Annotated in this window: 25 protein-coding genes; 11 read left to right on the forward strand and 14 right to left on the reverse strand. The window is 68.7% G+C overall.

Features of this window, described 5'->3' with window-relative positions; genetic code table 11:
- Positions 1-41: 41 nt before the first annotated feature.
- Both PVK74_RS30825 and PVK74_RS30830 read right to left on the reverse strand, forming a co-directional pair.
- On the reverse strand, positions 42-482 hold the full coding sequence (locus PVK74_RS30825) for a hemerythrin domain-containing protein (protein ID WP_064447300.1): 441 nt from the start codon (positions 480-482) through the stop codon (positions 42-44).
- Between the two features lie 129 nt (positions 483-611).
- The gene (locus PVK74_RS30830) at positions 612-1,418 is read right to left on the reverse strand and encodes a DUF2249 domain-containing protein (protein ID WP_209960726.1); all 807 of its coding nucleotides are present in this window, start codon (positions 1,416-1,418) and stop codon (positions 612-614) included.
- Between PVK74_RS30830 and PVK74_RS30835 the strand changes: the two genes are divergently transcribed.
- From PVK74_RS30835 to PVK74_RS30860, 6 genes are all read left to right on the forward strand, one after another.
- Positions 1,417-2,172 (forward strand): helix-turn-helix transcriptional regulator, encoded by a 756-nt coding sequence (locus PVK74_RS30835; RefSeq protein WP_245254704.1) that lies wholly within the window; start codon positions 1,417-1,419, stop codon positions 2,170-2,172. The two genes, PVK74_RS30830 and PVK74_RS30835, sit on opposite strands and share 2 nt — an antisense overlap.
- Positions 2,169-3,296 carry a hypothetical protein gene (locus PVK74_RS30840; protein WP_209960727.1) on the forward strand — a complete coding sequence of 376 codons (1,128 nt, stop codon included), beginning with the start codon at positions 2,169-2,171 and terminating at the stop codon, positions 3,294-3,296. Before PVK74_RS30835 ends, PVK74_RS30840 begins: the two co-directional genes overlap by 4 nt.
- Positions 3,296-4,618 (forward strand): hypothetical protein, encoded by a 1,323-nt coding sequence (locus tag PVK74_RS30845; protein WP_209960728.1) that lies wholly within the window; start codon positions 3,296-3,298, stop codon positions 4,616-4,618. Before PVK74_RS30840 ends, PVK74_RS30845 begins: the two co-directional genes overlap by 1 nt.
- A 3-nt stretch (positions 4,619-4,621) precedes the next feature.
- Positions 4,622-5,974 (forward strand): multicopper oxidase domain-containing protein, encoded by a 1,353-nt coding sequence (locus PVK74_RS30850; RefSeq protein ID WP_209960729.1) that lies wholly within the window; start codon positions 4,622-4,624, stop codon positions 5,972-5,974.
- 5 nt (positions 5,975-5,979) lie between these two features.
- Complete coding sequence (locus PVK74_RS30855) at positions 5,980-6,738, forward strand: YwiC-like family protein (RefSeq protein ID WP_064447519.1); 759 nt, start codon at positions 5,980-5,982, stop codon at positions 6,736-6,738.
- A 78-nt stretch (positions 6,739-6,816) separates the two neighbouring features.
- The gene (locus PVK74_RS30860) at positions 6,817-7,008 is read left to right on the forward strand and encodes a hypothetical protein (RefSeq protein WP_245254705.1); all 192 of its coding nucleotides are present in this window, start codon (positions 6,817-6,819) and stop codon (positions 7,006-7,008) included.
- A 371-nt stretch (positions 7,009-7,379) separates the two neighbouring features.
- Here PVK74_RS30860 and PVK74_RS30865 read toward each other — a convergent pair whose 3' ends face one another.
- The 9 genes from PVK74_RS30865 to PVK74_RS30900 form a co-directional block, all read right to left on the reverse strand.
- Complete coding sequence (locus tag PVK74_RS30865) at positions 7,380-8,564, reverse strand: tyrosine-type recombinase/integrase (protein ID WP_274479333.1); 1,185 nt, start codon at positions 8,562-8,564, stop codon at positions 7,380-7,382.
- A 35-nt stretch (positions 8,565-8,599) separates the two neighbouring features.
- Positions 8,600-8,797 carry an excisionase family DNA-binding protein gene (locus tag PVK74_RS30870; protein ID WP_274477846.1) on the reverse strand — a complete coding sequence of 66 codons (198 nt, stop codon included), beginning with the start codon at positions 8,795-8,797 and terminating at the stop codon, positions 8,600-8,602.
- The gene (locus PVK74_RS30875) at positions 8,794-10,350 is read right to left on the reverse strand and encodes a replication initiator (RefSeq protein ID WP_274479334.1); all 1,557 of its coding nucleotides are present in this window, start codon (positions 10,348-10,350) and stop codon (positions 8,794-8,796) included. The genes PVK74_RS30870 and PVK74_RS30875 overlap by 4 nt, the downstream gene beginning before the upstream one ends.
- 493 nt (positions 10,351-10,843) lie before the next feature.
- Entirely contained in the window at positions 10,844-11,191 is a 348-nt protein-coding gene (locus PVK74_RS31270; protein WP_420800511.1) for a pentapeptide repeat-containing protein, read from the reverse strand.
- Positions 11,192-11,867: 676 nt separating this feature from the next.
- Positions 11,868-12,884: a pentapeptide repeat-containing protein gene (locus PVK74_RS30880; protein WP_158559993.1), complete on the reverse strand. Its 1,017-nt coding sequence runs from the start codon at positions 12,882-12,884 to the stop codon at positions 11,868-11,870.
- Between the two features lie 419 nt (positions 12,885-13,303).
- Positions 13,304-13,837, reverse strand: a complete 534-nt coding sequence (locus PVK74_RS30885; RefSeq protein ID WP_147265150.1) for a hypothetical protein — start codon at positions 13,835-13,837, stop codon at positions 13,304-13,306.
- Positions 13,838-14,262: 425 nt separating this feature from the next.
- A complete protein-coding gene (locus PVK74_RS30890; RefSeq protein ID WP_147265149.1) occupies positions 14,263-15,450 on the reverse strand; it encodes a hypothetical protein in 1,188 nt (395 codons plus the stop codon).
- A 549-nt stretch (positions 15,451-15,999) separates the two neighbouring features.
- Positions 16,000-16,455 carry a hypothetical protein gene (locus PVK74_RS30895; protein WP_013476971.1) on the reverse strand — a complete coding sequence of 152 codons (456 nt, stop codon included), beginning with the start codon at positions 16,453-16,455 and terminating at the stop codon, positions 16,000-16,002.
- Between the two features lie 228 nt (positions 16,456-16,683).
- Positions 16,684-16,923: a winged helix-turn-helix domain-containing protein gene (locus PVK74_RS30900; RefSeq protein ID WP_113973358.1), complete on the reverse strand. Its 240-nt coding sequence runs from the start codon at positions 16,921-16,923 to the stop codon at positions 16,684-16,686.
- 633 nt (positions 16,924-17,556) lie between these two features.
- Here PVK74_RS30900 and PVK74_RS30905 point away from each other — a divergent pair.
- The 5 genes from PVK74_RS30905 (at position 17,557) to PVK74_RS30925 (ending at position 20,920) form a co-directional block, all read left to right on the forward strand.
- Entirely contained in the window at positions 17,557-17,730 is a 174-nt protein-coding gene (locus PVK74_RS30905; protein ID WP_199496033.1) for a hypothetical protein, read from the forward strand.
- A 411-nt stretch (positions 17,731-18,141) separates the two neighbouring features.
- Positions 18,142-18,597, forward strand: a complete 456-nt coding sequence (locus tag PVK74_RS30910) for a hypothetical protein (RefSeq protein WP_113973356.1) — start codon at positions 18,142-18,144, stop codon at positions 18,595-18,597.
- 290 nt (positions 18,598-18,887) lie between these two features.
- Positions 18,888-20,099, forward strand: coding sequence for a helix-turn-helix domain-containing protein (locus tag PVK74_RS30915; protein ID WP_113973355.1), 1,212 nt, complete (start codon positions 18,888-18,890; stop codon positions 20,097-20,099).
- 336 nt (positions 20,100-20,435) lie between these two features.
- The gene (locus PVK74_RS30920) at positions 20,436-20,615 is read left to right on the forward strand and encodes a hypothetical protein (protein ID WP_113973354.1); all 180 of its coding nucleotides are present in this window, start codon (positions 20,436-20,438) and stop codon (positions 20,613-20,615) included.
- Complete coding sequence (locus PVK74_RS30925; RefSeq protein WP_113973353.1) at positions 20,612-20,920, forward strand: hypothetical protein; 309 nt, start codon at positions 20,612-20,614, stop codon at positions 20,918-20,920. The genes PVK74_RS30920 and PVK74_RS30925 overlap by 4 nt, the downstream gene beginning before the upstream one ends.
- Before the next feature lie 219 nt (positions 20,921-21,139).
- On the opposite strand, the gene PVK74_RS30930 is transcribed toward PVK74_RS30925, so the two are convergent.
- From PVK74_RS30930 to PVK74_RS30940, 3 genes are all read right to left on the reverse strand, one after another.
- Positions 21,140-22,039 (reverse strand): hydroxymethylglutaryl-CoA lyase, encoded by a 900-nt coding sequence (locus PVK74_RS30930; RefSeq protein WP_113973352.1) that lies wholly within the window; start codon positions 22,037-22,039, stop codon positions 21,140-21,142.
- Positions 22,036-22,593 carry an isochorismatase family protein gene (locus PVK74_RS30935; RefSeq protein ID WP_274477847.1) on the reverse strand — a complete coding sequence of 186 codons (558 nt, stop codon included), beginning with the start codon at positions 22,591-22,593 and terminating at the stop codon, positions 22,036-22,038. Before PVK74_RS30935 ends, PVK74_RS30930 begins: the two co-directional genes overlap by 4 nt.
- A gap of 65 nt (positions 22,594-22,658) precedes the next feature.
- On the reverse strand, positions 22,659-24,530 hold the full coding sequence (locus PVK74_RS30940; RefSeq protein ID WP_113973350.1) for a hydantoinase B/oxoprolinase family protein: 1,872 nt from the start codon (positions 24,528-24,530) through the stop codon (positions 22,659-22,661).
- Positions 24,531-24,532: the final 2 nt, after the last annotated feature.

Here is a 24,532-nt window from a genome sequence, read left to right on the forward strand (position 1 = left end):
GCCGCGGGGCGGCGTCGGCAGCGGCCGGCATCCGGGCCGGCTCACCCGGCCGCCGCCTCCGCCGGGGTGATCCGGTCCCAGGCCGGGATCGGCAGCGCGATCACCGCGGCCGGGAAGAGACCGTGCTCCTCGTTGTCGATGTGCCGGTGGAGCCGGTCCAGGGCGGCCAGCACCGCGGGCCAGTCCGGGGCGGCCCGGTCGACGCCGCCGAGCACGCCGTGGATGTCGTCGTGCTCCGCGCAGAGCTTCGCCACCGCCTCGGCCAGGCTGCCCTCGGCCCGCAGCTCCTCGAAGAGGCCGTCCTCCTCGGTGGCGGTGTGCGGCATCAGCAGCGCCAGCAGCGCGTCCAGCGCCACCAGAGCGTCCGGGCCGCCGGCCCGCACCGCGCCGCGCAGCAGGCCGGCCGCGTTCGCGATCGCCTCGTGCTCGGCCGAGAGCCGGCCGATCAGCGGGAACTCCCGACAGCCGCAGTAGTTGCACACTTCGTCTCCTGACCACGAGGGTGGGCGACTCCATCGTGCGTACCGGCAACCTCCGTCAGCAGGGCCGGACGGCCCGGTACGCCGGGACGGCGGGCCCTGACCCCCGCCGCCCTGGCACCGACAGACTGCTCAGACCGTCAACGGCCGGCGGGAGAGCCGGATCTGCCACACGTCCGGCCCGTCCTGCAGCCACTCGCTGGTCATGCCGTCGCCGTAGCGGGCTGCGACCTCGGCCAGCAGCGGGCGGGGTGCGTGCGGGGCGACCAGCACCAGCGCTCCACCGGCCGGCAGCGCCTCCAGCGCCGCCTGCACCCGCGCGTGGCGCTGGTCGTGCGGGAGCTGCCGGACGTCCAGCCGGGGATCGATGGTCAGGGTCGGTGCCGCCGCGTCGGCCGGTGCCCGGTCACCACCGCAGCCGCAGCCACCCCCGCCGCAACCGCCGCCTTTCGAGCCTTCCGAGGAGCCGAGCAGATCATGCATCCCCTCCAGCAACTTCGCCAGCGAGACGTCGGCCGCGTCCACCAGCAGCGGGACGACCAGGTCGTTCTCCTTGGCCAGGTGGACGGCGAGGAGCGCGGCGAGGGCGCGCGCGGTGCCGGCGAGGCGTACCGGCCGGTTGCCGGTCTCCAGCTCGGCGACCAGGCCGGTGATCGCCTGGTGCTCGTCGAGCATGCCCCGGACCAGCAGCTCACCCTCGGCCCGCTCACCGGCGGCGGCGTAGAGGGATTCCTCCTCGGCGTGCGCGTGCGGCAGCAGTTCGTCGCGGAGCCATCGGAGCAGTTCGTCGCGGTGCCGGAGCGCCCCGGCGGCGTCACCCTGGTCGGCCGCGGTCAGCAGGTTTCCGACGTGCCGGTCGAGGTCGGCGGCGAGCTGGGCGTGGTGCCGGACGACGGCCTGCGCGGCCTCGTGGTCGGCCGGGGAGCGTGAGGCGGACATGGAGCCCTCCAGGGTTTTGCGGGTGAACGACGTTGTAACGTTATCTAACGTGGAAACCCCGAGAACAGGGCCGGCCGGCGAGACCATCGACCCGCAACGCCACCGGGCCCTCGGCACCGCCAGCCGGGCCTCGATCCTGGAGTTCGTGCGCGCCGCCGGCGTCGGCATGACGATCGCCGAGGTGGGGGAACGGACGGGCCTGCACCTGTCCACCGCCCGCGCCCACCTCGACCGCCTGGTCGACGCCGGACTGTTGGTCAAGGCGCGGGCCAGTGGGGGCCAGCCCGGACGGCCGGCGTGGCGCTACCGGGCCGTCGCGGAGGCCCCGGCCCCCGCGCCCTACCGGGCACTCGCCGCCGCCCTGCTCGACCACCTGTCGCGGCGTGGCCACGGAGACGTCCGGGCGGAGGCCACCCGCGCCGGCCAGGCCTGGGGACGCCACCTCGCCGCCGCCACCCCGCCCGGCAGGGAGCCCGTCGAGACGCTGCTCGACGTCCTGCGCGGGCTGGGCTTCAATCCCCGCCGACACCGGACGGCCGACGGGGCGACCGAGATCCACCTGCACACCTGTCCCTTCCTGGAACTGGTCAACCGCAACCCCGACGCGATCTGCGCCCTGCACGTCGGCGTGGTCCGCGGCACGCTCGAACACGCCGGTGCCTCACCGGCCGGCGCCGTGCTCGAACCCTTCGGCGCACCCGACGCCTGCGTGGTGCGGCTGGCCCTGCCGAACATCACCGAAGAGCCGGCATGAACCCACGGCCGGTCGCCGTACGATGGCGTCTCCCCGTCCTCGCCGCGGGCGGCTTCGCCCTGGTGAGCGGTCTCTACGCCGCCCTGCTGCTGCTCGGCCTGCCGATGCCCGCGCCTCACGTCCCACTGGAGCAGGTGCACGGCCCGCTGATGGTGCTGGGCTTCGTCGGCACCCTGGTGGCGCTGGAACGCGCGGTGGCCCTCGGCACCCGGTGGGCCCTGCTCGCACCCGCCTGCTCCGGCGCCGGGGCGGTGCTGCTGGTGCTGACCGGGCCGAGCCTGCCCGGCCGGCTGCTGCTCATGCTCGCCTCGGTGCTGCTGCTGCTGATCTACCAGCGGCTGTGGTGGCGGCAGCCCGGCCCGGCGCTGCTGGCCCAGGTCACCGGCGCGCTGAGCTGGTACGCCGCTACCCTGCTCTGGCTCGCCGGCCTCAGCGTGCCGGAGATCGTGCCCTGGCTGGCCACCTTCGTGGTGGCCACCATCGCCGGGGAGCGTCTGGAACTCGCTCACCTCACGCTGCCCCGGCACGGCGTCGGCTGGTTCCTCGCCGCCCTCGGCACGCTGACCGCCGGCGCCACCGCCGCCGCGCTCTGGCCGGCCGTCGGGGCGTACCTCTTCGGGGTCGGCCTGCTCGCGACGGTGGCCTGGCTGGTGGTCTGCGACGTCGCCCGCCGCACGGTGCGCGCCGTCGGCCTCCCCCGCTACGTCGCGGTCGGCCTGCTCACCGGGTACGCCTGGCTGGCGCTGGCCGGCCTGCTGTGGGCCGGCGCCGGGCCGGTCACCGGCGGCTCCCGTTACGACGCCACCCTGCACCTGGTCTTCCTGGGCTTCACCATGTCGATGATCTTCGCGCACGCTCCAGTGATCCTGCCGGCTGTGCTTCGCCGCCCACTGCCCTACGGACCGTGGCTGTACGCCCCGCTCGCCCTGCTGCACACCACCCTGACGATCCGGGTCCTGGTCGGCGACGTGCTCGGCGTGCCGGCCGGGTGGCGCTGGGGCGGCGTCGGCAACGTCCTGGCGGTGCTCGGTTTCGTCGGCGGAGTGGTGGCCGCGTTGGTCCGCGCCGCCCGGCGGCGGACCCGGACGGCGGTCGTCCCGCCGGTCGTGCCGGCGGTGCGGTGATGGCCGGCACCCGCGGCGACTCCGCCCCGACCGCGCCCTCGGGCCCGAGGCCCGGGCCGACCGTCTCGGCAGTCGCGTCGGCCGGTCCCGCCGCCCCGGCCCCCGGCCCGGTGACCGCTCCGGCCGTGGCGGCGGGCCTTCGGCGGGCCGGCTGGCACCGCCGGGTCGCTGCGCTGCCGTTGGCCTACCTGGCCGGGCTGGTCGTGCTCGCCTTCGTCCATCCGTTCCTCCCCGCGTGGCACTGGACGGCCATCCACCTGCTGCTGCTCGGTGCGGTCAGCAACGCCGTCGTGGTGTGGAGCGCCCACTTCGCCGCCGCCGTGCTGCGTGCTCCCGCCCCGGACCGCCGCCGCGCCGAGGCGGCCCGGCTGGCCGCGCTCAACGTGGGCGTCCTGGCGGTCCTGACCGGCGGCACGGCCGACCGCCCCTGGCTGGGCGTGGCGGGCGCCACGCTGGTCTTCGTCGCGGTGACCGCCCACCTCGTCGCGCTCACCCGCCGGCTGCGCCGCGCCCTGCCGGCCCGGTTCTCCGTCACGGTCCGCTACTACCTGGCGGCGACCGTGGCCCTGCTCGCCGGCGTGCCGGTCGGCGCCGGGATGCTGGTGATCGACGACCCGCTGCGCCCCCGGCTGCTGCTGTTCCACGCCCACGTGAACCTGCTCGGTTGGGTGACGCTGACCGTCCTCGGGACACTGCTGACACTCTGGCCCACCGTGCTGCGTACCCGGATGGCCGACGGTGCGGTCCGAGCCGCCACCGTCGCGCTGCCGGTGGCGACGACCGGACTGGTCCTGCTGGGCGTCGGCCTGCTCGCCTGGTGGCGGCTCGTCACCGCGGCCGGGCTGAGCCTGTTCGCCCTCGGCGCGCTGGTCGCCCTGCGCCCCGCGCTGGCCGTCGCGCGCACTCGCCCCCCGTACGCGTTCGCGTCCTGGTCGCTCGCCGCGGCCGGCGGCTGGCTGATGGTCGCTCTCGCTGTGGACGCCGCGACGCTGCTGCCCGCTGCGGACCCGGCCGGCGCGGCCGACCGCTTCGGTGCGGTGCTGCTCCCGCTGCTGGTCGGCTTCGTCGCCCAGGTCCTCGTCGGAGCCCTGACCCACCTGCTGCCCGTGGTGCTCGGCGGCGGACCCGCGCCGGTGCGCCGCCGCGCCGCGCTGCTGGAGCGGCACGGCCCGCAGCGCGTCGCGATGACCAACGCCGCCCTGCTGGTCCTCGTCCTGCCCACCCCGCCGTTCGTCCGCATCACCACCTCACTGCTGATCCTCGCCGCGCTGGTGCAGTTCCTCGTGCCGGCCGTGCGGGTCCTGCTCACCGCCCGGAGGTAACCCGTGTCCGCGCGCACCGACGCCCCCGTGCCCCGCCCGCTCGGCGGAGCAGCCGCGGGTCTCGCCCTCGTCCTCGTCGCCGTCCTCGTCGGGGTCGCCGCCCAACGCGTCTCCGGTGACGCGCCCGTCCCCGCCGCCGCCACCGCCGTCACCCCGACCGGGCACACCACCACGGTCACCGTGGTCGCCGACGGCATGCGTTTCCACCCCGACCGGATCGACGTGCCCCGGGGTGATCGACTGGTCATCGAGCTGACCAACCGGGACAACCGCCGCCACGACCTCGTCCTGGCCTCCGGGGCGAAGACACCGCTGCTGACGCGGGGCGGCGACGCCCGGCTGGACGCCGGCGTGATCGGGGCGACGGTGGAGGGCTGGTGCTCCCTGCCCGCCCACCGGCAGGCCGGCATGACACTGCGGATCGTCCCGACGGGGGCCACTGTGGCCGCTCCGACAGGGACGGCCGCGGCGACGGAGGGAACGAGGCCGCGCCTCGATGCCATGGCCGACCCTGGCGCGGCCTTCGTCGCCCGGGACGCCACCGCTCCGCCCGTGCCGCCCGGCCGGCTGCACCGGCGTGAGCTGCACGTCCGGGAAGTCGTCCGGGAGGTCGCGCCCGGGGTACGGCAGCGGCTGTGGACCTTCGACGGAACCGTGCCCGGCCCGGTGTTGCGCGGCCGAGTCGGCGACACCTTCGAGATCACCCTGGTCAACGACGGCACCCTGGACCACGGCATCGACTTCCACGCCGGTGCCGTCGCCCCGGACGAGGTGATGCGCCCGATCGACCCCGGGCAGCGGCTGACCTACCGGTTCACCGCGACCCGCGCCGGCATCTGGATGTACCACTGCTCGACCATGCCGATGCTGCACCACATCGGCAACGGGATGTACGGTGCGGTCATCGTCGACCCGCCCGACCTGCCCCGCGTCGATCGCGAGTTCGTGCTCGTCCAGTCCGAGCTCTACCTCGGCCCGGACGGCGAGCCCGGCGACCTGGCCGCGATGCAGGCGGAGCGCCCCGACGCCGTCGTCTTCAACGGCTACCCCGCCCAGTACGCGCACCGTCCGCTGCCCGCCCGGGCCGGTGAACGGGTCCGAGTCTGGTTGCTCGACGCCGGCCCCAACCGAGACAGCTCGTTCCACATCGTCGGCGCCCAGTTCGACACCGTCTACCGGGAGGGGCACTGGGAGAACCGGCCGACCGACCCCGGTGGAGCACAGGTGCTGTCCCTCACCCCGGCCGGCGGCGGCTTCGTGGAGACGGTCTTCCCCGCAGCCGGGCACTACCCGTTCGTCAGTCACGCCATGGTCGACGCCGAGCGCGGCGCCCGTGGCCTGTTCGAGGTCCGGTGACCACCATGAACACCGCTGTCGTAGCCGACCGCCCGGTAACGCGCCGCCGCCGCGTGCGCCAGTTCGTCCCACCCCAGCACGGCGCGTGGGCGATGCTCCTGCTGCCGTACACCGTGGGGGTGGCCTTGGCCGGCCCGCGCTGGCCGCACCTGCCGCTGCTCGGCGCCTGGCTGACCGGCTACCTGCTGTCGTATTACGCCTTCCAGGCGATCAAGAGCCGTCGGCCGAGCCGCTTTACCCCCCAGCTGCTGGTGTACGGCCTGTTGGCGGCGCCGCTCGCGGCGACTGTGGCGCTCGCCCGGCCCGCCGTCCTCTGGTACGCCCCGGGCTACGCCGCGCTGCTGGCGGTCAACGCCGGATACGCCTGGCATCGCCGGGAACGGGCACTGCTCAACGACTTGGCCTCGGTGGCGCAGAGCTGCCTGCTGGTCTTCGTCGCGGCGACCATCGCCGGTGTGTCCGTCACCCGGGTCGCCCCGGCCTTCGCAGTGCTCCTGCTCTACTTGTTCGGCACTGTCCTCTGTGTCAAGACGATGATCCGGCAACGCGGTGACAGTCGCTTCCTCCGTCTCTCCATCGGATACCACGTGCTCGCCCTGGCCGCCGTGGTCTGGCTGCTGGATGTGCTGCTCGGTCCGGTCTTCCTGCTGCTCCTGCTCCGGGCCGCGCTGCTGCCGGCACGCCGGCTCCGCCCTGTGCAGGTCGGGATGATCGAGATCGGGTGCTGCCTGGTCGTTCTGGCCGGGGTGCTTGCGACGCTCTGACCGGCGCGCCCCCGTCCTCCGGAGTAGATGTTGTCGGGCAGCACGCTGAACGGGATCTTGACCTCGATCCGGTAACCGGTGTACGGCTCGCTGGTCACGACCGAGGCGATCTGGACGCCCGGCGAGCAGTTTCGCCAGCGCGTCGACGAACTGGCCCGTTGGCTCGTCACGTGCTGCCTCCTGCTCGACCCGCAGCGGATCGTGCTGGTCGGCAGGGTGGCGACCGAGCCCAGCCCGCGGTGGTCTGAGCGGTACGCGGGGCGCGGCTAACCGGCGCCGACGCCAGCCAAGGCCGCTCGGGCAAGCGGCCACGATCTCTGACGAACGACCTGTAGGACGCCCGTTCCAGCCTGGCTGCAGCAACCCGGTCACGGGCCCGGGATTGGGGGAGCAGGTTGGGAGCAACAGGGTGCACTGAACGGCCCTCAACCGCACCGAACGGCACCCAACGGTGCGCAACTGCACCCACCCCTGCCTGCGGCTTCTCGTTTCCGCAGGTCAGAGTCGGTGCGGCGTCCTGCTTCACACCGAAGAGGTCACTGGTTCGATCCCAGTATCGCCCACGCAGGTCAAAGGCCACTTCCCGGGTTCGGGAGGTGGCCTTTCTGCTTGCGTACAGCAGCTTTGTACAGCAGTTCTCGTCAGCGGCTCAGGGATTCGCCGAGGCGCTTGAGTGCTTCTCTCGTCTTTGTCGATGTGACCTGCGTGTAGATCTCCATCGTTACCGAGAAGCGGGCGTGCCTGAGCACCTGCATGGCGACTCTGGGGTGGACGTCGAGGTCGGCCAGCAGTGTGGCGCAGGTTCGCCGGGCGTCGTGGACGGTGATCGGCTTGACGTTCGCCTTGTCGCATCTCGTCTGCCAGGAGCGTTGGAAGTTGCGCGGCTCGATCGGGGTGCCGTAGCGGGTGGTGAAGACGAGTCCGGTTTCGTGCCACGCCTTGCCGGCGGCTGCTTCAGCCTCGTCGCGTTGCTCGCTCCGCAGTTTCAGGGCCGTGAGGCAGATGTCGGGCAGGGGGAGGGTGGCGTCGGATGCCTGGGTCTTGGTGTCGCGGTGCAGGAGCTGCCCGCGTACGCGTTGCAGTTGGCGGCCGATGGTCAGTTCTCCGGCATCGAGGTCGACGTCCTCCCAGGTGAGTCCCAGCGCTTCGCCCTTGCGGAGTCCGGTGACGAGGACCAGGGCGTAGGCGGCGTAGAGCGGGTCGTCGTCGGCTCTCGCGGACTCCAGGAACTTCCGGGCCTCGTCGCTCGACCATGACTTGCCCCGGCGGCGGCGGACGGTGGCGAGGGTGACCGGCACGGCCGGGTTCTTGGCGATGAGGTCTTCGGCCTGGGCGTGGGTGAGAGCGGCCCGCAGCGCGGCCCGGATGTCGCTGACCGTCCGCGTCGACGGGACGGCCTGGCAGCAGCGGCCGACCGCGCAGCAGCGGCGCTTGTGCTTCGGCCGGGCGGCATCCTTGCCCTGGGCGCAGCACTGGCAGGTCCGGGCGACCCGGTTGATCCAGGTCTGCACGTCCCGCGACTGGAGCCGGTCGAGCCGCTTCGCGCCGAGGCCGGGGGAGATGTAGAGGCGGACGAACGTCTCGTAGGTGGCGTAGGTCAGGGGTGCCCGGTTCGGCTGGATGATCTCAGCCAGCCAATAGGTGAGGAAGTTGCCGACCGTGGGGACGCTGGTTGCCACCGGTCCGGCCTTGGCCTGCTGGTGCAGTTTGATCCACTTGTCGTGGACGGCCTCGCGGGTCTTGCCGTAGACGTACTTCCGGGTGCGTCGGCCGTCGGGCTTGGTGACCCAGACGTACGCGGCGAAGCCGTTGCGGTACGGAAAGATCGAGCCTTCTCCGTTGGCTCATGCACGTCCGGGCATCAGGCGGCCTCCTGGCGCTCGACCTGCTCGCGGATGTAGTCGTCGACCCACTCGGGGAGGATGCGGCGGTACTTGCCGTCCTTGATGGAGCGCAGCTCGCCGGTGGCGATCTTCATCTTGACCTTGGAGATGCCGAAGCCGAGCAGGACGGCGAGTTCTGCGGGGGAGTACCAGCGCGGGGTGAGGTCACGGCTCATGCGGCCACCCCTAGCCACGCCTCGTGGGCGAGTTCTTCCCGTCCGATGCGTCTGCTCTCGCGTCGCTGCCTTGCGGCGGTGTTGGCTAGGAATGCGTCGCCTTCGGTGAGCCAGCCGGAGCCGATGTAGGTGAGGGTGCCGACGGTGATGGTGTCGGCGGGTTCGTCGTCCTCTCCGCGGCGGTAGGTGGTGCGGGTGGCGCGGAGCTGGCCGAAGGTGACGGAGTAGCGGCGGGCTTTGGTGAGGAAGTGGCCGCCGAATCCGAGCATGTGCGCCCAGCGACGCAGTCCGGTGTAAGCGGTCGGTTTGGTGTCAAGGCTGGCTTGACGGTGGTCGCCGGTTGCGGCGCCGCCGGTCACATCGGTGTGGATGGGGCGGCCGAGGTGCCAGCAGGCGTCGATGAGGCGGGCGACGTGGTCGCCTCCGGGGTCGGCGTAGTCGTCGATCGTGGCCGTGGTGAGTCGGGTGGAGGAGTGGCCGGTGGCTTCGGTGGCCTTGGTGGCGTACTTGGCGAGGTAGGCGGCCACCTTGCCGTCAGTCAGCTCGCCGCCAACGGTGTTGATGCGTCGGACGTCGACCTGCTCGCCCCAGGTGACCAGCCAGCCTTGCGGCTGGTCGTGGTGCGGGGGTGTGGTGACGGTGATCTGCCGGGCGGCGGCGTGGATCGCGTCTTCCAGGTCGTCGACGGTGATGCCGTCCGGTGGCGGTACGAGGGCGTCCGGGTCGTCGGGGTCAACGCCGTCCAGGCGCAACAGGACGTGGAAGTGCACCGCTCCCCGACGCTGCATCTCGGCGACCTTGCCGTGGGACACCCGCACGGGCGGCACCCAGCGGACCTTGCCGGAGGCGGTGACGATGCCGACCTTCGGAATGCCGCGTCGACGGCAGCGCCCGGCGACGTGGCGTTCGGCGGCCTGCTTGGTACGTCGCCACAGTTCGCCGGAGAAGTGGTTCCAGACGACCTGGTGGGCGTGGTCGTAGCAGTCGAGGCACAACGGCTGGCCCAGCCGCGGATCGTCGGCGTCGTGGCGGGCGAAGCACGCTATGGGCTGTCCGTGCTTGCAGGTGCCGGCGTTGCTGCGGGCGCGGCAGGGTGCGGGTCGGCAGTCGCAGCGCTGCCGGTTGCGGCAGGTGTGGCTTGGGACGTGGCGGTGGTGGACCGGGCCGAAGGACGGGGCGGTGAAGGTGGCGAAGACGACCGGGTGCCGGCCGACCGAGGCGGGGATGCCCTTGCCGCCGGTCAGGCCGCGACAGACGACTTGGTACGCGTCGCCCTGGTAGACCCAGGCGCAGTCCGGGCACACCGATCCGCGGCGGTTGCCACACGCCTTGTACAGCGTCCGGTCGGGCAGCTCGTCGGTGTGCTGCTCGCTCAGGACTCGGCCGGTGTTCCGGTCAACGGCGGCGATCGTGCCGCTGAGACGGACCGGGCGAGCACAGCCGCCAGCGGGACGGGTGTGCTCCAGCCAGCCGGAGAACTCCGGCGTAGCGGCGCGGTGCAGGACCTGGGCGTCACGACCGGCGGCGAGGCCGGGACGGTAGGTGGCGAAGATGGCTGTCTCCTCGTGCGGGGGTGGCAGGGACGGGAGACGAAGCACCACCAGCCGTGGACGCCTGTCCGCTGGTGGTGTTCGTCGTGTCTCCTGGCACCGCCGAGAGGGCGGCTGACGCCGGAGGGCGGAATCGTGGTGGTGCCACTTCCCGCCGATGGGGTCATGTCCTTTCACGCTCGTGGTTTTGGCATCGAGGCCGGCACGGGTGGGGAGCCTGGGATGTCGGCATCCGGCGGGTTGCCGCAGGCTGCCCCCACCCGTGGAGATCAGCGAATCCGGGCCATAGTGGACGGCAGGCAAAGGCCGTGCTGGGCCGGTTAATCGGATTCAGGGGACCGGCATAGCGGCCGGTGCGATCGAGAGCCGGCGGGGCGTGGCCCGCATCAGCGGCAGGACGGCCGCTCGGCATCTTCGGCGTCGAGTCCAGCGATCCGGCAGGAAGGCCGCGCTGGCGTGCTCGACGAGCGCAAGAGTAGCACCGGGTACCGACACGTCAACCCGAAGTAATGCCGGAGTCTGAGAGGCCATCCGGCCACCCAAGGACGCGCTCCGTGATTATGCCTCGGAGGGTGGCCCCGTCCCACCGGGCCCCGGTTACGTCTGTGCGTCCGTACTCCGGATCGTGTGTTCTCACGTAGGTGAACTGTGCGTAGGAAAGATCGGCATCGCGCAGGTCAGCATCCCGCAGATCGCAGCCAGCGAAGTGAGCACCTCGGAGAGAGGCGCCCCGAAGGTCGGCGCCCCGGAAATCGCAGAACTTGAAGGAGTGCCTGTCCAGGGTGCGATGCCGAAGATTGCGACCCGCAAACGACTGTCTCGTCGCCCCGGGCAGGATGCTCATCCGCGAACCGTAGCCCGACCGCCCGTTGCCGAACCACCGGCTTTCTACGCGCTCACATGCGACCCATCAAGCGGCGCAGGAGCCGGCCGCCGGCCCTGTGATCCGACAGCTGGCCGCCGGCCCCCGTCTGGGAGGACTTTCTGTACGTCTATCAAGGCGGCCCGCAACGGGCCGCACGCGCCGCCGCCTGGGCGCGTGCCTGGCCGCGTCGCTGTCGCTCTGCGGCCGTCACGCCTTATGCCCGGCCGCTGGCGCGGAGAGTGGGGAGCCCGGGGCCGCCGCAGACGGGATAGCGGTGAGAGTAGTGGAGGTTCGTCGCCGGCAACCGGCCGCGCCGCGCCTGAGCAGCGCAGCGCAGGGGAGGGCGCGCCGGGGTCCGCGCGGCAAGCCCCAAGCATGGGGACGGTGTCCGCCGAGGGCGTTGCAGGTCATCCAGGAGCCCGCTCCGCAGCCGCTCAGGGTCAGATCAACCGCTCACCTGGGAGGGGGGAGCGGTGGCCGTCGGTGGCCAGATCCGGCCCCGGGAGCAGGGTCCGTGCCGGGCGAGGTCAAGTCAACTGCGCCACTGTGGCGGTGTCCGCCGGGGGCACGGTCCGTGACACGAGAGCCGACTCACTCCGTTCCGGCAGCGTCCGTACATGCGACTGGGTCACGTGGGCGTGTGTGGGCGAACCGGCTAAGCAACATCCTCTGGCGTTTGTTGCTTCGGTACGTCAGATACAACCCTGACGAGCTTGCCATCGTTCAACTCGTATCCCTCTGGCCAGGTCGGGGCGGACTCGAAGTGGACGTCCTTAAAGGAGGCAGACGCGGGGAATTTTGCATTCGAAAAGTCGGCCGCCCCCTCAAATCTAGCCTCATCAAAGAAGGTCACCTTGTCTAAGAATTGACCGTGGCAGAAGGCTGCTTCGGAAAGAAACCGAGCGCCCCTGAAGGTGACTTGATCGTGAAACTCTGAGTACCCGAACCACACTCTGTCGTGAAATGTTGCACGCTCAAAATACGTGCGCCAGCCAAATCGCATAAGGCTGAAAAGCGCAACACCATAGAAATGCGCATCGGAAAAGATGGCCTTATCTAAAACGGTCCTAGCGAATGCTGCATTGATTAAATAGGCACCGCTCAGGTCGACATCCGCACCCTTCCAGAAGTGAGGATGCGAAGGGCGCAAGCGTTCCTCTAAGAGTTTTAAGGCGGTGGCCCTCACGTTGCGCTCGGCAAGGTCCGAGTCTGGGGCTGTCGGGTCGAAAGGCATTCGCAGGTACGCACATATCACCTTCATGCATGTTTCGCGGTCGCGCTCTGAATCGTCCGCGATCCGCGCAAGCGCATACATGCCGGCCAGTCGTACGGCCGCAGCGTCGTGGCCAAGCTGCTCGGAAGCCTTTGTGAAGCGATCAGTGAATAGTCGGTCATGTTCTCGAGTGCTATTCGCTTCGTCATTCCTCTGCTTGCGATAGCTCACATAAATGGCGGCAGCTGCACCAGTTCCTGCAACAACGGTCAAGGATGTTTTGAGTGCGTCCAGGCTATTGCTTCTTGCTCCTGGAACCCAATTAACTAGGGCGAGGTAGGTGACGAATGCGCCAGCAGTACCCAGTAGGAGTAAGAGCAAATAGATGACTAAGAAGGGTTTAGGTTGATAGCTCTTGGATCGGGCGTTTTTCCACCTCCTTGCGATTGCCCGCGCCATTGTGCTGATTCCCCGAATTGGCCTACCGGTCCGCCCACTAGCCATAGCCGCATCCTAGTACGAACTCCTTGCCTTTATCGACTGCACCGCCTCCGCACAAATTCCAAGGAGGTTATGTCGAAGATCTGACAGTGGCTCGTGGGCGACTAGCGGTACAGCGACCGTCTGGGGGCACGGCTAGGGCACAAGACGTCGTCAAACGTTGGCAAGCAGCTGGCAGCATTGTGAGGTGCCAAAGCCGCCTGACCTGCGCCGCAAGCACGTCGGTGCAGTTCAACGGCAGGTCGACCTAAGCTCGCTTCAACGTCTGAAGTCGGCCCACCGCCGGAGCGGGGGCGAGGAGGGTGGGTGCCCTGAGGCCGAGGCGACGGGCCTGTCGGTCGCAGTCCCTACTCTCGCCCGAGGATACGGATCATGCCTTACGGCACCGGGACGGCGACCCAGTCGGGATGTTCATCCCAGCGGACCCAGAGTTCGTTCGGTTTGGGAGCCCCCCAAGCCGGGATGAGGAGCAGGCCGAGCGACGCCTGCGGCGGCAACTCCTCGACCTCGGTTGCCCCCCTGAAAGGGCATTCGATACGGGACTTGTCAATCTCGACGTTACGCGCGGTGTCTGTTCCGATGTTGCGCAACACGTAGTTGTTCTTGGACCTCTGCTCGATCCACCAAGCAACGTAGGGCGGGGTGGGTCCTACCAACACCTCCTGGGCGGGGCGTGTGTCCACGGCCGCGGCCGGCTCTGCAGCCTTCTCCTCGGCAGCCTTGAACGCAGCTTCGGCCAGTTCAACTTGACGCTCGGCGGCCGCAGCTTGCCTGACCGCAGCTTGGGCTGAGATCACGGATGCGCCGGCAGAGTCCTTCGAGTGCTTGAGAGCGCGTAGTGCGATGACGCTGGCACCTAGGGAGATGGCGAATCCAGCCCAGGCGGGGGCGTCACCCCAGTCGACGGTCACAGTGCAAGTATGGAGGTTGGTCGGCGGCCGTGATGCCTGGGCGACCCCCTGCCTGCCGGACTTTGCCCGCTCGCCTGAGTCGGCAACGGCCGAACCTCCTCGCATCGGGTCGAGGTTCAGGCCGTCGCCAGGCCGTGAAACGTCGACCAAAGGTGCCTAACGGTGACGGTCGATGCCCGGAGTTCGAGCAGCTCAGGCGAGGGGTGAACCACCTTTACCCGGCTCGCCTGCCATCGGGCGACAGTTCAACGCCAAGTGACGCCGTCACCCTTCCTGAGCTGGGCAAACAGGGCCGGGGCGCCCTGCTACAGGGGCCTGCCCGGTATGCGCGCGCCGCATCCCCACCACGGCCTCGTCGCGACGGCCGCGTTGGTCGACGTCCGAACATCCGTCGTCAAGGCGCACTTGAGGTGAAGGCCTTTTATTTATTTAGTCGGACGTTGCTTGTGAGATTTAGAACGTCGACCAGGGGCATTCTCACTGCCTTTGGAAGCATCTCCGCGGGGCCTTTGCCGAGGAGTCGGCAGATTGGAAGAGCTTTTCGTCTTGCTCTCAATGCGGTCCCCGCCTCCGAATGCCTGCAAGTAAGGAAGCGCCATGAGGAGATACGTGTCGGCAGGCTTCTGAGCGACCGTTTCCCATAATGCGTCAGAATGCTGATCCTCGGTCAATGCGAAGCCGAAGAACCCTGCGCACGCGACGATCGCCAATAATGTGGATACCCACACGTAAGGAGCTACCGGCACCGTAATGTTGACCCAAAAAATATTCAAAGTCTCAAAGGTGACCTCTGCCTTCGACCAGTCGGCTGCTAGCGAGACAGGCATTGAGGCCCAAGCTAGAGAATATATTAACGCCCATATAATAACGGACACCCCGAGAGCGAGAGAGCCTAGGCGGCGAGCCGCCCTTAGGCGCGTTGAAGTTCTGGCGGCTTCGAGGATTCGTGCCGCCGCTTCCTCGGGTTGATCCGTCTCCATAGCGGAACGGATTTCGCGTCTCATTGACGCCTCGTCAAGTTCCTGATCACGGCTATGGCGCATCTTCTTGATCTCCCGGAGGGCAACTGCATCACGATCCGAAAGCGCCGAAAGGCGATCCGCTGCCGTGTGAAGAACGTTCGCTGATTGGGTGCGCATGATGCGCCAAGCCAAAAGCATCATCGGTGGTAGAAGGGCGAGAGCGGCAAACCACCCAAGTCGATCTCGTGCTGCCGCTGCCAGCCTCCATGGATCCTCCGTTAGCAATGGTAGGAGAACGATAATCAGCGATACAGGAATGAAGAGCGGAAGCTGAGTCGCGATCGTGGCGGCGCTTCCGACTCCCCGAAGGGTTGGAACAATGACCAGCGGAAGCACATGGGTTGGTAGAACCGCGTCGAATCCATCAACGATAATTAGGTGGGCGAACGATGCGCCCCACAGTCCAAGGAAGAAGAGATAAAAGGCCTTGGCCGACAGTTTGGCGTAGCCTATCAATGCGCCGCCCACGAAGAGGGACATGGTAATTGCTGTGAGAGCCCACCATGCATTCCAATCTAGATGAGTGATGGAGTATATCCAGAGCCCCAACAGGATGCTAAACATCAAGTAGATGCTCATCCGGTTGCCCATCAATGAATAGTCTGGCGGCTCGCTCTTACATAATTTGCCATAGCCATTACGACGAAGCCAGCGGACCAGTAGAATCCGCAATAAGCTGCGCTGATCAGACTCGACACTCAACGGATCACTGCACCATTTCTATCGTTGTTCCTGACGGCAAGTGGCGATCGTAGCCGCGCAGCGCTGGGTATGGCAGGTGGCGCGCCGTACGAACAGCACTGCCGGCGGCTCGTTGCGGGGCCTGCGTAAGCGGCACGTCCAACCGGCTTCGGCAGGTGTGTGTCACTCGATGACGTCTGACCCAGAGGTGCTTTCAGATGGCCCTGGGCCGTCTCGGCACCCGACACTATGGCCTTAGGGTTGTAAGGCGGCTCGGGATGTGGGGCACACAGGGGGCACAAGACACCGTCAAACGTCGTCGACCAGCAACCAACGTCGGCAGCCCGAGACGCCGTCTGAGCAGGCACCGGCTAGCGTCTCTGCTGGTAGCGGGACAGCGGCTCTCAGTTCCGCTTCAACGTCTGACGGTTCGCGCGACGAGAACCGGGGGCATGCGTGTCAGACGGAGACCCAGCAGTACAGGCGTTCGTGACGTGCTGTCGCTAGACGTGCCAAGGCTGCCAGCTCGATCAGAATCTCTGCCAGATGTGAGGGCTCTCCCTGCCCCCAGAACTCCTCGATCTGCGACCACGGCAACGCCACTCCACGCAGCTCGGCTTCCGACGCGGTAGCCAGCGCCGCCTGGACCTCATCCGTTAGCGAGACGACAAGTAGCTCGCCGTCATGACGAACAGCGACGGCGTGACCCCACCTCAGGTTCTCTGTTACCGAGTCGTAGTCGAGGCCGGTCAGCAACTCCTCCAGCTTCCCCAGCACCACGAAGGGCTCAATACCCTTCAGCTCGACAACCTCCGATCCGGGATCGGAGGCGGCACGCGGACCGCCAAGGACATCGATCACGGCGGCGGCTGCATCATCAGAGGCGGCCGAGAAGTAATCGCAGAGAAGTCCCACGGCATGATCATGGCAGTCGCGCCCCTCCGGTGCAGTCCCTGCTACGCCCGATGCGTTTAGGGCTCATCTGTCGACAGCAGCGGTGACAGCAACTGGCGCGAACGGAGCCACGCTCTCCCAAGCACGGCTGGACAGGTGCCCGAGGCCAGGGACGCGGACGGGCCCCGCCGGTCGACGCGCCCAGAACTTACAAGCGAGGGGTCCAGGCGGCTGGCTGACCTTGGGCGATTATTCGGCGACGAAGACGCCCACACCGGGCAGCGTCTCGGTCATCCCCTTGATCCGTAGCACCTGCATGGCGCGGTCGATTACCGGCTCGGTAACGCCGTAGTGCTCGATCAACTCTCGTCGGCTGGGCAGCTTGGAGCCCGGCGGGAACTCGCCAGACTTGATGCGTTCGGCGAGGTCGTCGGCGATCTGCTCGTAGCGGTAACGCGGTGGCACGGTGTTCCCCTCGGTTGGCAACACGAGTACACCACCTACGTCAGCCCTTGACTACCCAACGGTACCTATGGGAGGTTGCCGAGGAGGTCGATTCCCTCGGTTGGCGCTGTGGGCCGTCCTCACCGGCGTGGGTGCCCGACGCATCCCCCGTGATCGGGCATCCACGCCCCCGGACACCTGCGGCACGAGGAGGCGGCAGTGCTCCCTTCCAATCCACTGACGCGGCGAAGAGTCGCCACAACGGCTCCGGCGACCCGATGAAGCGCGTCTCGTACGACGAGTACGTCCTGGCGGTGGCGCTTACCCTCGCCCGCCGGCATCGGCCCGTCTGGTCATGGCGGCACTGGCGGCACGTCTGCCGCTGCGGAAGCAACCTGCCCTGCCGAAGCCGCCACCGCATCCCGATCAATCGCGGCCACTGGCCCAGCCAGGACGGCCCGCGATGACCACCCACCACCCGATCAAACCTGCCTGGACCTGCGGCGGCTGTGCGGGGGACTGGCCTTGCCAGACTCGGCGACGCGAACTGCGAGCCGAATACGATCGCGCCCCTGTGTCGCTGGCCCTCTACCTGGCTGCCCAGCTCGTCGACGCCGCCCAGGACCTGGCCCACGTTCCTGCCGGCCACCTGCACCACCGCTTCCTCGGCTGGACCCGATGAGCATCCTTCGAGCCGGCGACGAGAAGTTCCACTACAGCGACGGCTCACACAAGTGGACCCCGCCGGACCCGGACTACGACCAGGAGGCCTGGGAGGAGCAGGTCCGCCAGCACAAGCAAGGCCACCTCAGAAATGAGCGCCCGAAGGTCCGCATCCAGCGTCTGATCTGATGCCAGCAGTACAGCAGCGAAGTACAGCAACCGTGCCAGCCGAACCAGACCGAGCAGTACACCAACAGGTTGTCCGACCTCGCATCGAGCCTGATCCGACCGGCTCGCCGACAGTTCACACCGAAGAGGTCACTGGTTCGATCCCAGTTATCGCCCACGCAGGTCAAAGGCCCCTTCTGGCTGGCCGGAAGTCAGGACCCTTCGTCGTGATCTTTTGGGATATCGTGCGCCCGTAGACGTGAGACGAGGGAGTGACGCATGCGTGCAGGGCATACCAACGCCGGGCCGCGCCGAGCGAGTGTCGCGCTAGCCCTCGCGGGCCTGCTAGTGGCGAGCGGCTGCTCACAACCCGCCGACAACGTGGAGCGAAAGACGGAAGCGCGGTCGGCGTCGCCCTTACCGACCGCGGCCATGCGTCTCGAAAAACCGGAGAAGTTGCTGAGCAGTTGGCCCGAATCGAAGAGCCAGAAGTTGCGCGAACAAGCCCAGCAGAACATGGGCGGTCTCAAAGAACTCCTCGACGGTGAGCCAACTAGCGCGGTCGCAGCGGCCTACACCACTGCGGATGAGCAGTACAGCGCCCTAGTCGGCGGAGTGTCCGGAAAGATAACAGATCCGAAGGCGACCCTCGACAGACTCTTCGCGACCCTGCCGAGGCTGTCCGGTGTCAAGCCGACCCGGCCGGGGCCAATGGGCGGCGATGCCCGCTGCGGCAAGGGTGAAACCCAGGGCGTCAACGTCGAAGTCTGTGCGTGGGCTGACCACCACAGCGTCGGCATGGTGGCCTTCCTCGACTTGCCTTCTACCGGTAGCGCGGCCAGCATGTTCGTGCGGGCGCGTTCCCAGCTGGAGCGTCCGGCCACCTGAGGACCCGGCCCGTTGAACGCAGGACTCCCGAGGCCGTCAACCGCAGCAGACGGCGATCATCGGCATTCCGCGATAGTTGTAATCGACGTTCACACCGAAGTGCTCACCGCATTCGGCCTTGAACCGTTCGCATTAGCCCTACTCCTGATCTGGAGGTCGGAGCCAGCGCGGGGCGCCGGACAGCATGCCGGTGTGTTCGGGGTTATGCGGTCGCAAGCAGGTCGGTAGCGTTGGTGCCACGGCGGCTCAGTTGGCCGTTGGCGGCATCCCGCGCTATGAGGAGGTCCGGGATGGAATCCTTGCCGGAGTTGACCTTCGGGCAGCGGCTGAAGGTCTACAGGGAGCGGTCCGGGAAGACTCGCGCGGTGCTGGGTGGGCTGGTCGGTCGCAGCGCTGAGTGGGTCAAGGCGGTGGAGACCGATCGGATCCTGCCTCCGCGCATTCACATGCTGGACCGCATCGCGCGTGCGCTCAAGGTCGACGTGTCTGCCCTGGCCGGCGAGCTGAGCGACCGTTCCGCTGTCGTGAACGGGCCTGAGCATCCGGCGCTGGCGTCGGTGCGGGACGCCGTGAACCGCGTCGTGCTCGTCGACGACGTTGAGCCGGAGTCGTTGGCCGGTTTGCATGAGCGGCTTGCGGTGGCGTGGCGGGCGCGTCATCAGGCGTCCGATCACCGGACGGTGCTGGGTGGGCTGCTGCCGAGACTTCTGCACGACGTGCAGCGGGCCGCGCTGGTGTACGAGGGCGTCGAGCGTCGGCGGGCGCAGTCGCTGTTGGCGGAGACGTTTGGTTTGACGCAGATGTTTCTTGCGTACCAGCCGGCTGCCGAGTTGTTGTGGCGGGTCGCGGACCGGGCGATGGTGGCGGCGCAGGATTCGGGTGACCCGGAGGCGGTGGCCCTCGCGGCATGGTTCCTGTGTCAAGTGCATCGGGACGCCGGGGACTGGGACACCGCCATGGCGGTAACGCACGATGTCCTGTCGGCTCTGGAGCCGAGGGCGGCCGACGCGGGCACGAATCTGCTGGCGTTGTGGGGTGCCCTCAACTTCGAGGCCGCGTACACCGCCGCTCGTGCCGGCGAGGAAGGCCGGGCTTGGCGGTACTGGGATCGTGCAAACCTGGTGGCACAGCGTCTGCCGGAAGGTTTTTATCAGCCGCAGACGTCGTTCTCCCGGGTCATCATGGGCGCCCACGCGGTGACAGTGGCCGTGGAGTTGCAGAAGTCCGGTGAGGCGGTACGGCAGGCGCGCCGCCACGACTCGGCGGCTATCCCGTCGAGACCGCGCGGGGCACGCCATCTCATCGAGGTCGCGCGGGCGCACTACGGCAAGGACGACAAGGAAGCGGCCGTGAAGACCCTGCGGCACGCGTACGAGTCGGCCCCGGAGACGATTCGCTTCAACGGGTACGCCCGCCAGATCACCTTGGACCTGCTCGACGGCCCGCGCTCTACCCGTGACGACGCCCGTGACCTCGCGGTCAAGGTCGGGCTGCTCTCGTGATCCAGGGGTAGGAACCCTACCCATTCCGCCTCGCGACCGACCGTAGCGTCCTGCTCACGGGATGCGGCGGACGGTGCGGGTATCGCCTGGTCGCCGCGTCCCCCTCAGATTCGGGGGCAGGAGGCCGCCCTCGTTCGTGAGCGAGGGAGGGTCCGTGCGGCGTGTCTCGTATGACGAATACCTTTCTGCCACCGCGCTGACTCTTGCTCGCAGGCACCGGCCGGTGTGGTCGTGGCGGCTCTGGCGGTGCATCTGCCGCTGTGGGTCCGACCTTCCCTGCCGCGCCCGGCACCGGATACCGATCAATCGGGGCCACTGGCCGTCGGAGGGTGAGCAGTGACCAGCGAGCAGGAACAGGCGATCGTCGCGGTTCACGTACGCGGACTCGACGGCATGTGTGCCGGGTGCCGAGCGTGGTGGGCGCGACTGACTCCGTACCCGTGCTGGCAGGTGGAATGGGCGACGAGTCGGCAGGCGCGGGCGATCACCGCGCGGTTCCTGGAGGGTGCGCGGTGACCACCCACGGCCCGGTCATGCCGGTCTGGAGCTGCGGTGGCTGCGACCTGCCCTGGCCCTGCCCGACCCGGAAGCGGGAGCTGCGGGCGGAGTTCATGGATGCGCCGGTGTCGCTGGCCCTCTACCTTGGTGCCTACCTCGTCCAGGCCACCGAGGACATGCCGTGGACGCCGGCCGGCGTGCTGCACCGCCGCTTCCTCGGCTGGACCAGGGAAACCGGCCACCTCATGCCGGTAGTGCAGCAGCGAGCTGCAGCAACCGTGCCAGCCGAGCCCGGTGGAGACGATTCCCACCAGGCCCTCTGACTTTGCAACGAGCCTGATCCGACCGGCTCGCCGACAGTTCACACCGGGCCGGCGACTGCGCCGAGGCCGTACGAAGCTGTGCGGACACGATGTCACGGCAGGACCGGCAGCCGTCGCTGCATCAGTTGCTCGCCGACAGCGTCATCCCACGCGAGGTCCACGACGCGGCGCTGAAGGAACCGGTGGTACCCGACCGAGGGCGGCCCCTGCCCGCCGGGCTCAGGCGGGAAAAGGCCCTGCCCGCAGCAGCGCGCCCGGGAGCTGCTTGCCGAGTCTGTGTTCCAGCCAGGAGGCGGCCGAGGTGAGTTCCTCCAGGTCCAGGCCGGTGGGCTGCCCCATCCGGTCGAGGAGGTAGACGAGGTCCTCGGTGGCGACGTTTCCGGTCGCCGTCGGCGCGAAAGGGCACCCGCCTGCTCCGCCGATGCTGGCGTCGAGGATGGTGACGCCCGCCTGGACCGCCGCGACCGCATTGGCCACGCCGGTGTGTCGGGTGTCGTGCAGGTGCAACCGCAGTGGTGTCCGCGAGTCCGTGACCTCCCGGGCGAGCATCAGCCGCTCGGTGACATCGGACGGTACGGCAACCCCGATGGTGTCGGCGAGAGCCAACTCATCGGGGCGCGCGTCCCACACCCGGGTGAGCACCTCCCGCAACCGGCCCATCGGGACCTCACCTTCGAACGGACATCCGAACGAGGCGCCGACAGTCACCGTCGTGAACACCCCCGACGTACGGGCGGCCTGCACCAGCTCGGCCGCGGTGTCGCAGGCTTGGGCCGTGGTCATGCCCTGGTTGCGGCCACAGAAGGTGTCCGTGGCGACGACGACGACGTTGATCTCGTCGACGTTCGCGGCCAGAGCCCGGTCCAGGCCGCGGCGGTTCATCACCAGGCCCGCGTACCGGACGCCCTCATGGCGGGGGAGCGCGGCCATCAGCTCGTCGGCGTCCGCCATCTGCGGAACCCGGGCGGGGTTGACGAAGCTGGTCACCTCCACCCGCCGGGCTCCCGCTCGTACCGCCCGGTCGACGAGCTCGACCTTGTCGTCGGTGGTCAGTAGCGTCGCCTCGTTCTGCAGGCCGTCACGGGGCGACACCTCCACGATGTCGATCCTGGCTTTCATCGTTCCTCCGACAGGTACGCGACGGCGCCGGCCTCGCTGATCACCTCGGCATACTTGGCCTGCAGGTCGAACAGGCTCGCCTCGTGCGGACCCGTGGAGCGGTCCGCCACGGCTTCCCGGACCACCAGCGGGACGAAACCGTGCTGTATCGCGTCCACCGCCGTGGCGCGGACACAACCGCTCGTGCTCACGCCGACCAGCACAACGGTATCGATGCGCTGCGTCCGCAACGTAGAGGCCAGGGAGGTGCCGAAGAAGGCGCTGGCGTACTGCTTGACCAGTACCAGTTCGTCGTCGGCGGGGGAGACCTGCGGCATCGGTTCCCCCATCGCGCCACCGCCGTCGAAGAGCTGCCGAAGAGCGGAGACCTTCCGGACGAACAGACCCCCGTCGACACCGGCGGGTCCGTAGGCGACGCGGGTGTGCAGCACGGGAATCCGGTGGTCGCGGGCCGCGGCGACGACTCGGCCGGCCGACCGCAGGCAGTCGGTGGGCGGCAGGCACAGAGGGCTGGCCGGGTCGAAGTAGGCCCGCATCAGATCGACGACGAGCACGGCGGGACGGGCACCCGGCAGGAGCGAACCCCCGAATCCGTCGTCGCTGCCGGCCGGCGTGGAGCTCATCGGGCGACCGGCGGTCGGGGAGCAGGAAGGCCGGTCTCCTCGAGGCACCGCTCCAGGACCGTTGCGATCGGCGGCCCCATGTCGAAGGTGGGCAGTGGGTCCGGACGTCCGCGGCGCAGCTCGGCCCGTACCTTCTCGGTGGCGGCGACGTCGACGGCGCCGCCGTCGTCGCAGACCACGCCGTAGCGGCGGGCCCCCGCCTGGGTGACCAGGCCGCGGCGGACCTCGAGGCCGACGAGTTCCGGGTCGCGGCCCAGCGGGTCGCCCCATCCGCCGCCGCCCCAGGTGACGAAGTGCAGCACGTCGCCGGGGGTCACCGGCACGTCGTGCACCTTGCTGCCCAGGATCTCGGTGCTGCCGTCGGCGCGTTCGAGCCACTTGCGGCCGCGCGCACCCGGCTCGCCACCGTTGACTCCCCACGGGTAGGTCAGCCAGCGGTCGTCGTGGATGGCGATCGTGCCGGCCTCCAGGAACCGGTAGGCCACGTCGACGCCGTTTCCGCCGCGGTGCAGCCCGGCGCCGCCGGTGTCGGCGATGGTCTCCCAGCGTTCGATCCGCAGCGGGTAGTAGGACTCCAGGTACTCGCACGGAATGTTGACGAACGACGGCCACAGCGAGTGGCCGTCCGGGCCGTCGCCCACCGGCCGGCCGGGGATACCGCCGAACCCGATCGAGTACAGCTGGAACCACTCGCCCTTGCGTTCGCCTGCCCCATAGGTGCCCGAGTACATGAAGTGCGGCGACGAGGAGAAGCCCGCGGCGTTGAGCAGCCCGGGATTGGTCTGACCGAGCAGGCCGCCGAACAGGTCGAAGACGCGGCCGATGCCGTGGTTGCGCGCGTTGAGCGCGGCCGGGTACTTCGGCTTCCAGAACGAGTCGTCAGGGATCGTGACGTCGACCAGCGGGTAGAAGCCGTCGTTCCAGAGGATCTGCGGGTCGGCGACCGTGATCATGTAGATGCCGAAGAACATCCGGACGAGGTTCTCGTTGATGTAGTAGTTGATCGGGCCCTGCGCCTGCGGGCTGCTGCCGGTGAAGTCCAGCAGCACCTTCTCGCCGGTCCGGGTCAGGCTGAGCTTCAGCTCGTAGGGGCCGTAGCCGAGACCGTCGTCGCAGATGTAGTCGGTGAACGACAGCGTCTCGCCCTCCTTGAAGACCGCCTCCAGCAGGACCTTCATGGCCCGGTAGTTGCGGTCCAGGAGTTGCTCGAGCGCGGAGTCGTAGGTGTCCACGCCGAACCGGGCGCACATCTCCTGCACGCGACGGGAAGCGGTCCGGCAGGCCGCGACGATCCCGTTGAGGTCCGCGCGGTTCCAGTCGGGCTTGCGCACCTGGTTGAGGATGATCCGCAGGGCGTCCTCGGCGAGCACACCCTTCCGGTACAGCTTGAAGGGCGGGATGACCACGCCCTCCTCGAAGATGGTGCGGGCGTCGGTCGGCATCGACGCCGGGGTCTTGCCGCCGACGTCGGACATGTGCCCGAACATCGCCGACCAGCCCACGATCCGGCCCTCGAAGAAGATGGGCAGCACCACCAGCCAGTCGTTGGCGTGGCTGATCGCCGCGCCGCAGGAGTACGGATCCGACGTCAGCAGGACGTCGCCCTCCTCGATGTCACCGTCGAAGTTCTCCAGGAAGTCGGGGATGGACAGCCCGAACTGTCCCACCATCATCTTCCCGTCGCGGTTGGCGATCAGCGGGAACTCGTCGTGCTGTTCGCGGATGCCCGGGGACAGGGCGGTCCGGAAGAGCACCTCGTCCATCTCGTAGCGGGCGTTGCGCAGCCCGTTCTCGATCAGGTCGAGGGTGACCACGTCGACGTCCACGCGGCGAAGTGGTCCGGTAGCGGTCTCGATGAGGCGTGCCATGG

The sequence above is a fragment of the Micromonospora chalcea genome, assembly GCF_028768405.1.
Taxonomy (GTDB): Bacteria; Actinomycetota; Actinomycetes; order Mycobacteriales; family Micromonosporaceae; genus Micromonospora; species Micromonospora chalcea.

Bases quoted from the DNA above. Each gene is read 5' to 3' on its own strand.
- PVK74_RS30835 (WP_245254704.1), top strand. From the start codon at position 1,417: ATGGAGCCCTCCAGGGTTTTGCGGGTGAACGACGTTGTAACGTTATCT.
- PVK74_RS30830 (WP_209960726.1), bottom strand. From the start codon at position 1,418: ATGTCCGCCTCACGCTCCCCGGCCGACCACGAGGCCGCGCAGGCCGTC.
- PVK74_RS30840 (WP_209960727.1), top strand. From the start codon at position 2,169: ATGAACCCACGGCCGGTCGCCGTACGATGGCGTCTCCCCGTCCTCGCC.
- PVK74_RS30845 (WP_209960728.1), top strand. From the start codon at position 3,296: ATGGCCGGCACCCGCGGCGACTCCGCCCCGACCGCGCCCTCGGGCCCG.
- PVK74_RS30855 (WP_064447519.1), top strand. From the start codon at position 5,980: ATGAACACCGCTGTCGTAGCCGACCGCCCGGTAACGCGCCGCCGCCGC.
- PVK74_RS30870 (WP_274477846.1), bottom strand. From the start codon at position 8,797: ATGAGCCGTGACCTCACCCCGCGCTGGTACTCCCCCGCAGAACTCGCC.
- PVK74_RS31270 (WP_420800511.1), bottom strand. From the start codon at position 11,191: ATGAGCATCCTGCCCGGGGCGACGAGACAGTCGTTTGCGGGTCGCAAT.
- PVK74_RS30880 (WP_158559993.1), bottom strand. From the start codon at position 12,884: ATGGCGCGGGCAATCGCAAGGAGGTGGAAAAACGCCCGATCCAAGAGC.
- PVK74_RS30890 (WP_147265149.1), bottom strand. From the start codon at position 15,450: ATGGGCAACCGGATGAGCATCTACTTGATGTTTAGCATCCTGTTGGGG.
- PVK74_RS30905 (WP_199496033.1), top strand. From the start codon at position 17,557: ATGAGCATCCTTCGAGCCGGCGACGAGAAGTTCCACTACAGCGACGGC.
- PVK74_RS30910 (WP_113973356.1), top strand. From the start codon at position 18,142: ATGCGTCTCGAAAAACCGGAGAAGTTGCTGAGCAGTTGGCCCGAATCG.
- PVK74_RS30915 (WP_113973355.1), top strand. From the start codon at position 18,888: ATGGAATCCTTGCCGGAGTTGACCTTCGGGCAGCGGCTGAAGGTCTAC.
- PVK74_RS30930 (WP_113973352.1), bottom strand. From the start codon at position 22,039: ATGAAAGCCAGGATCGACATCGTGGAGGTGTCGCCCCGTGACGGCCTG.
- PVK74_RS30940 (WP_113973350.1), bottom strand. From the start codon at position 24,530: ATGGCACGCCTCATCGAGACCGCTACCGGACCACTTCGCCGCGTGGAC.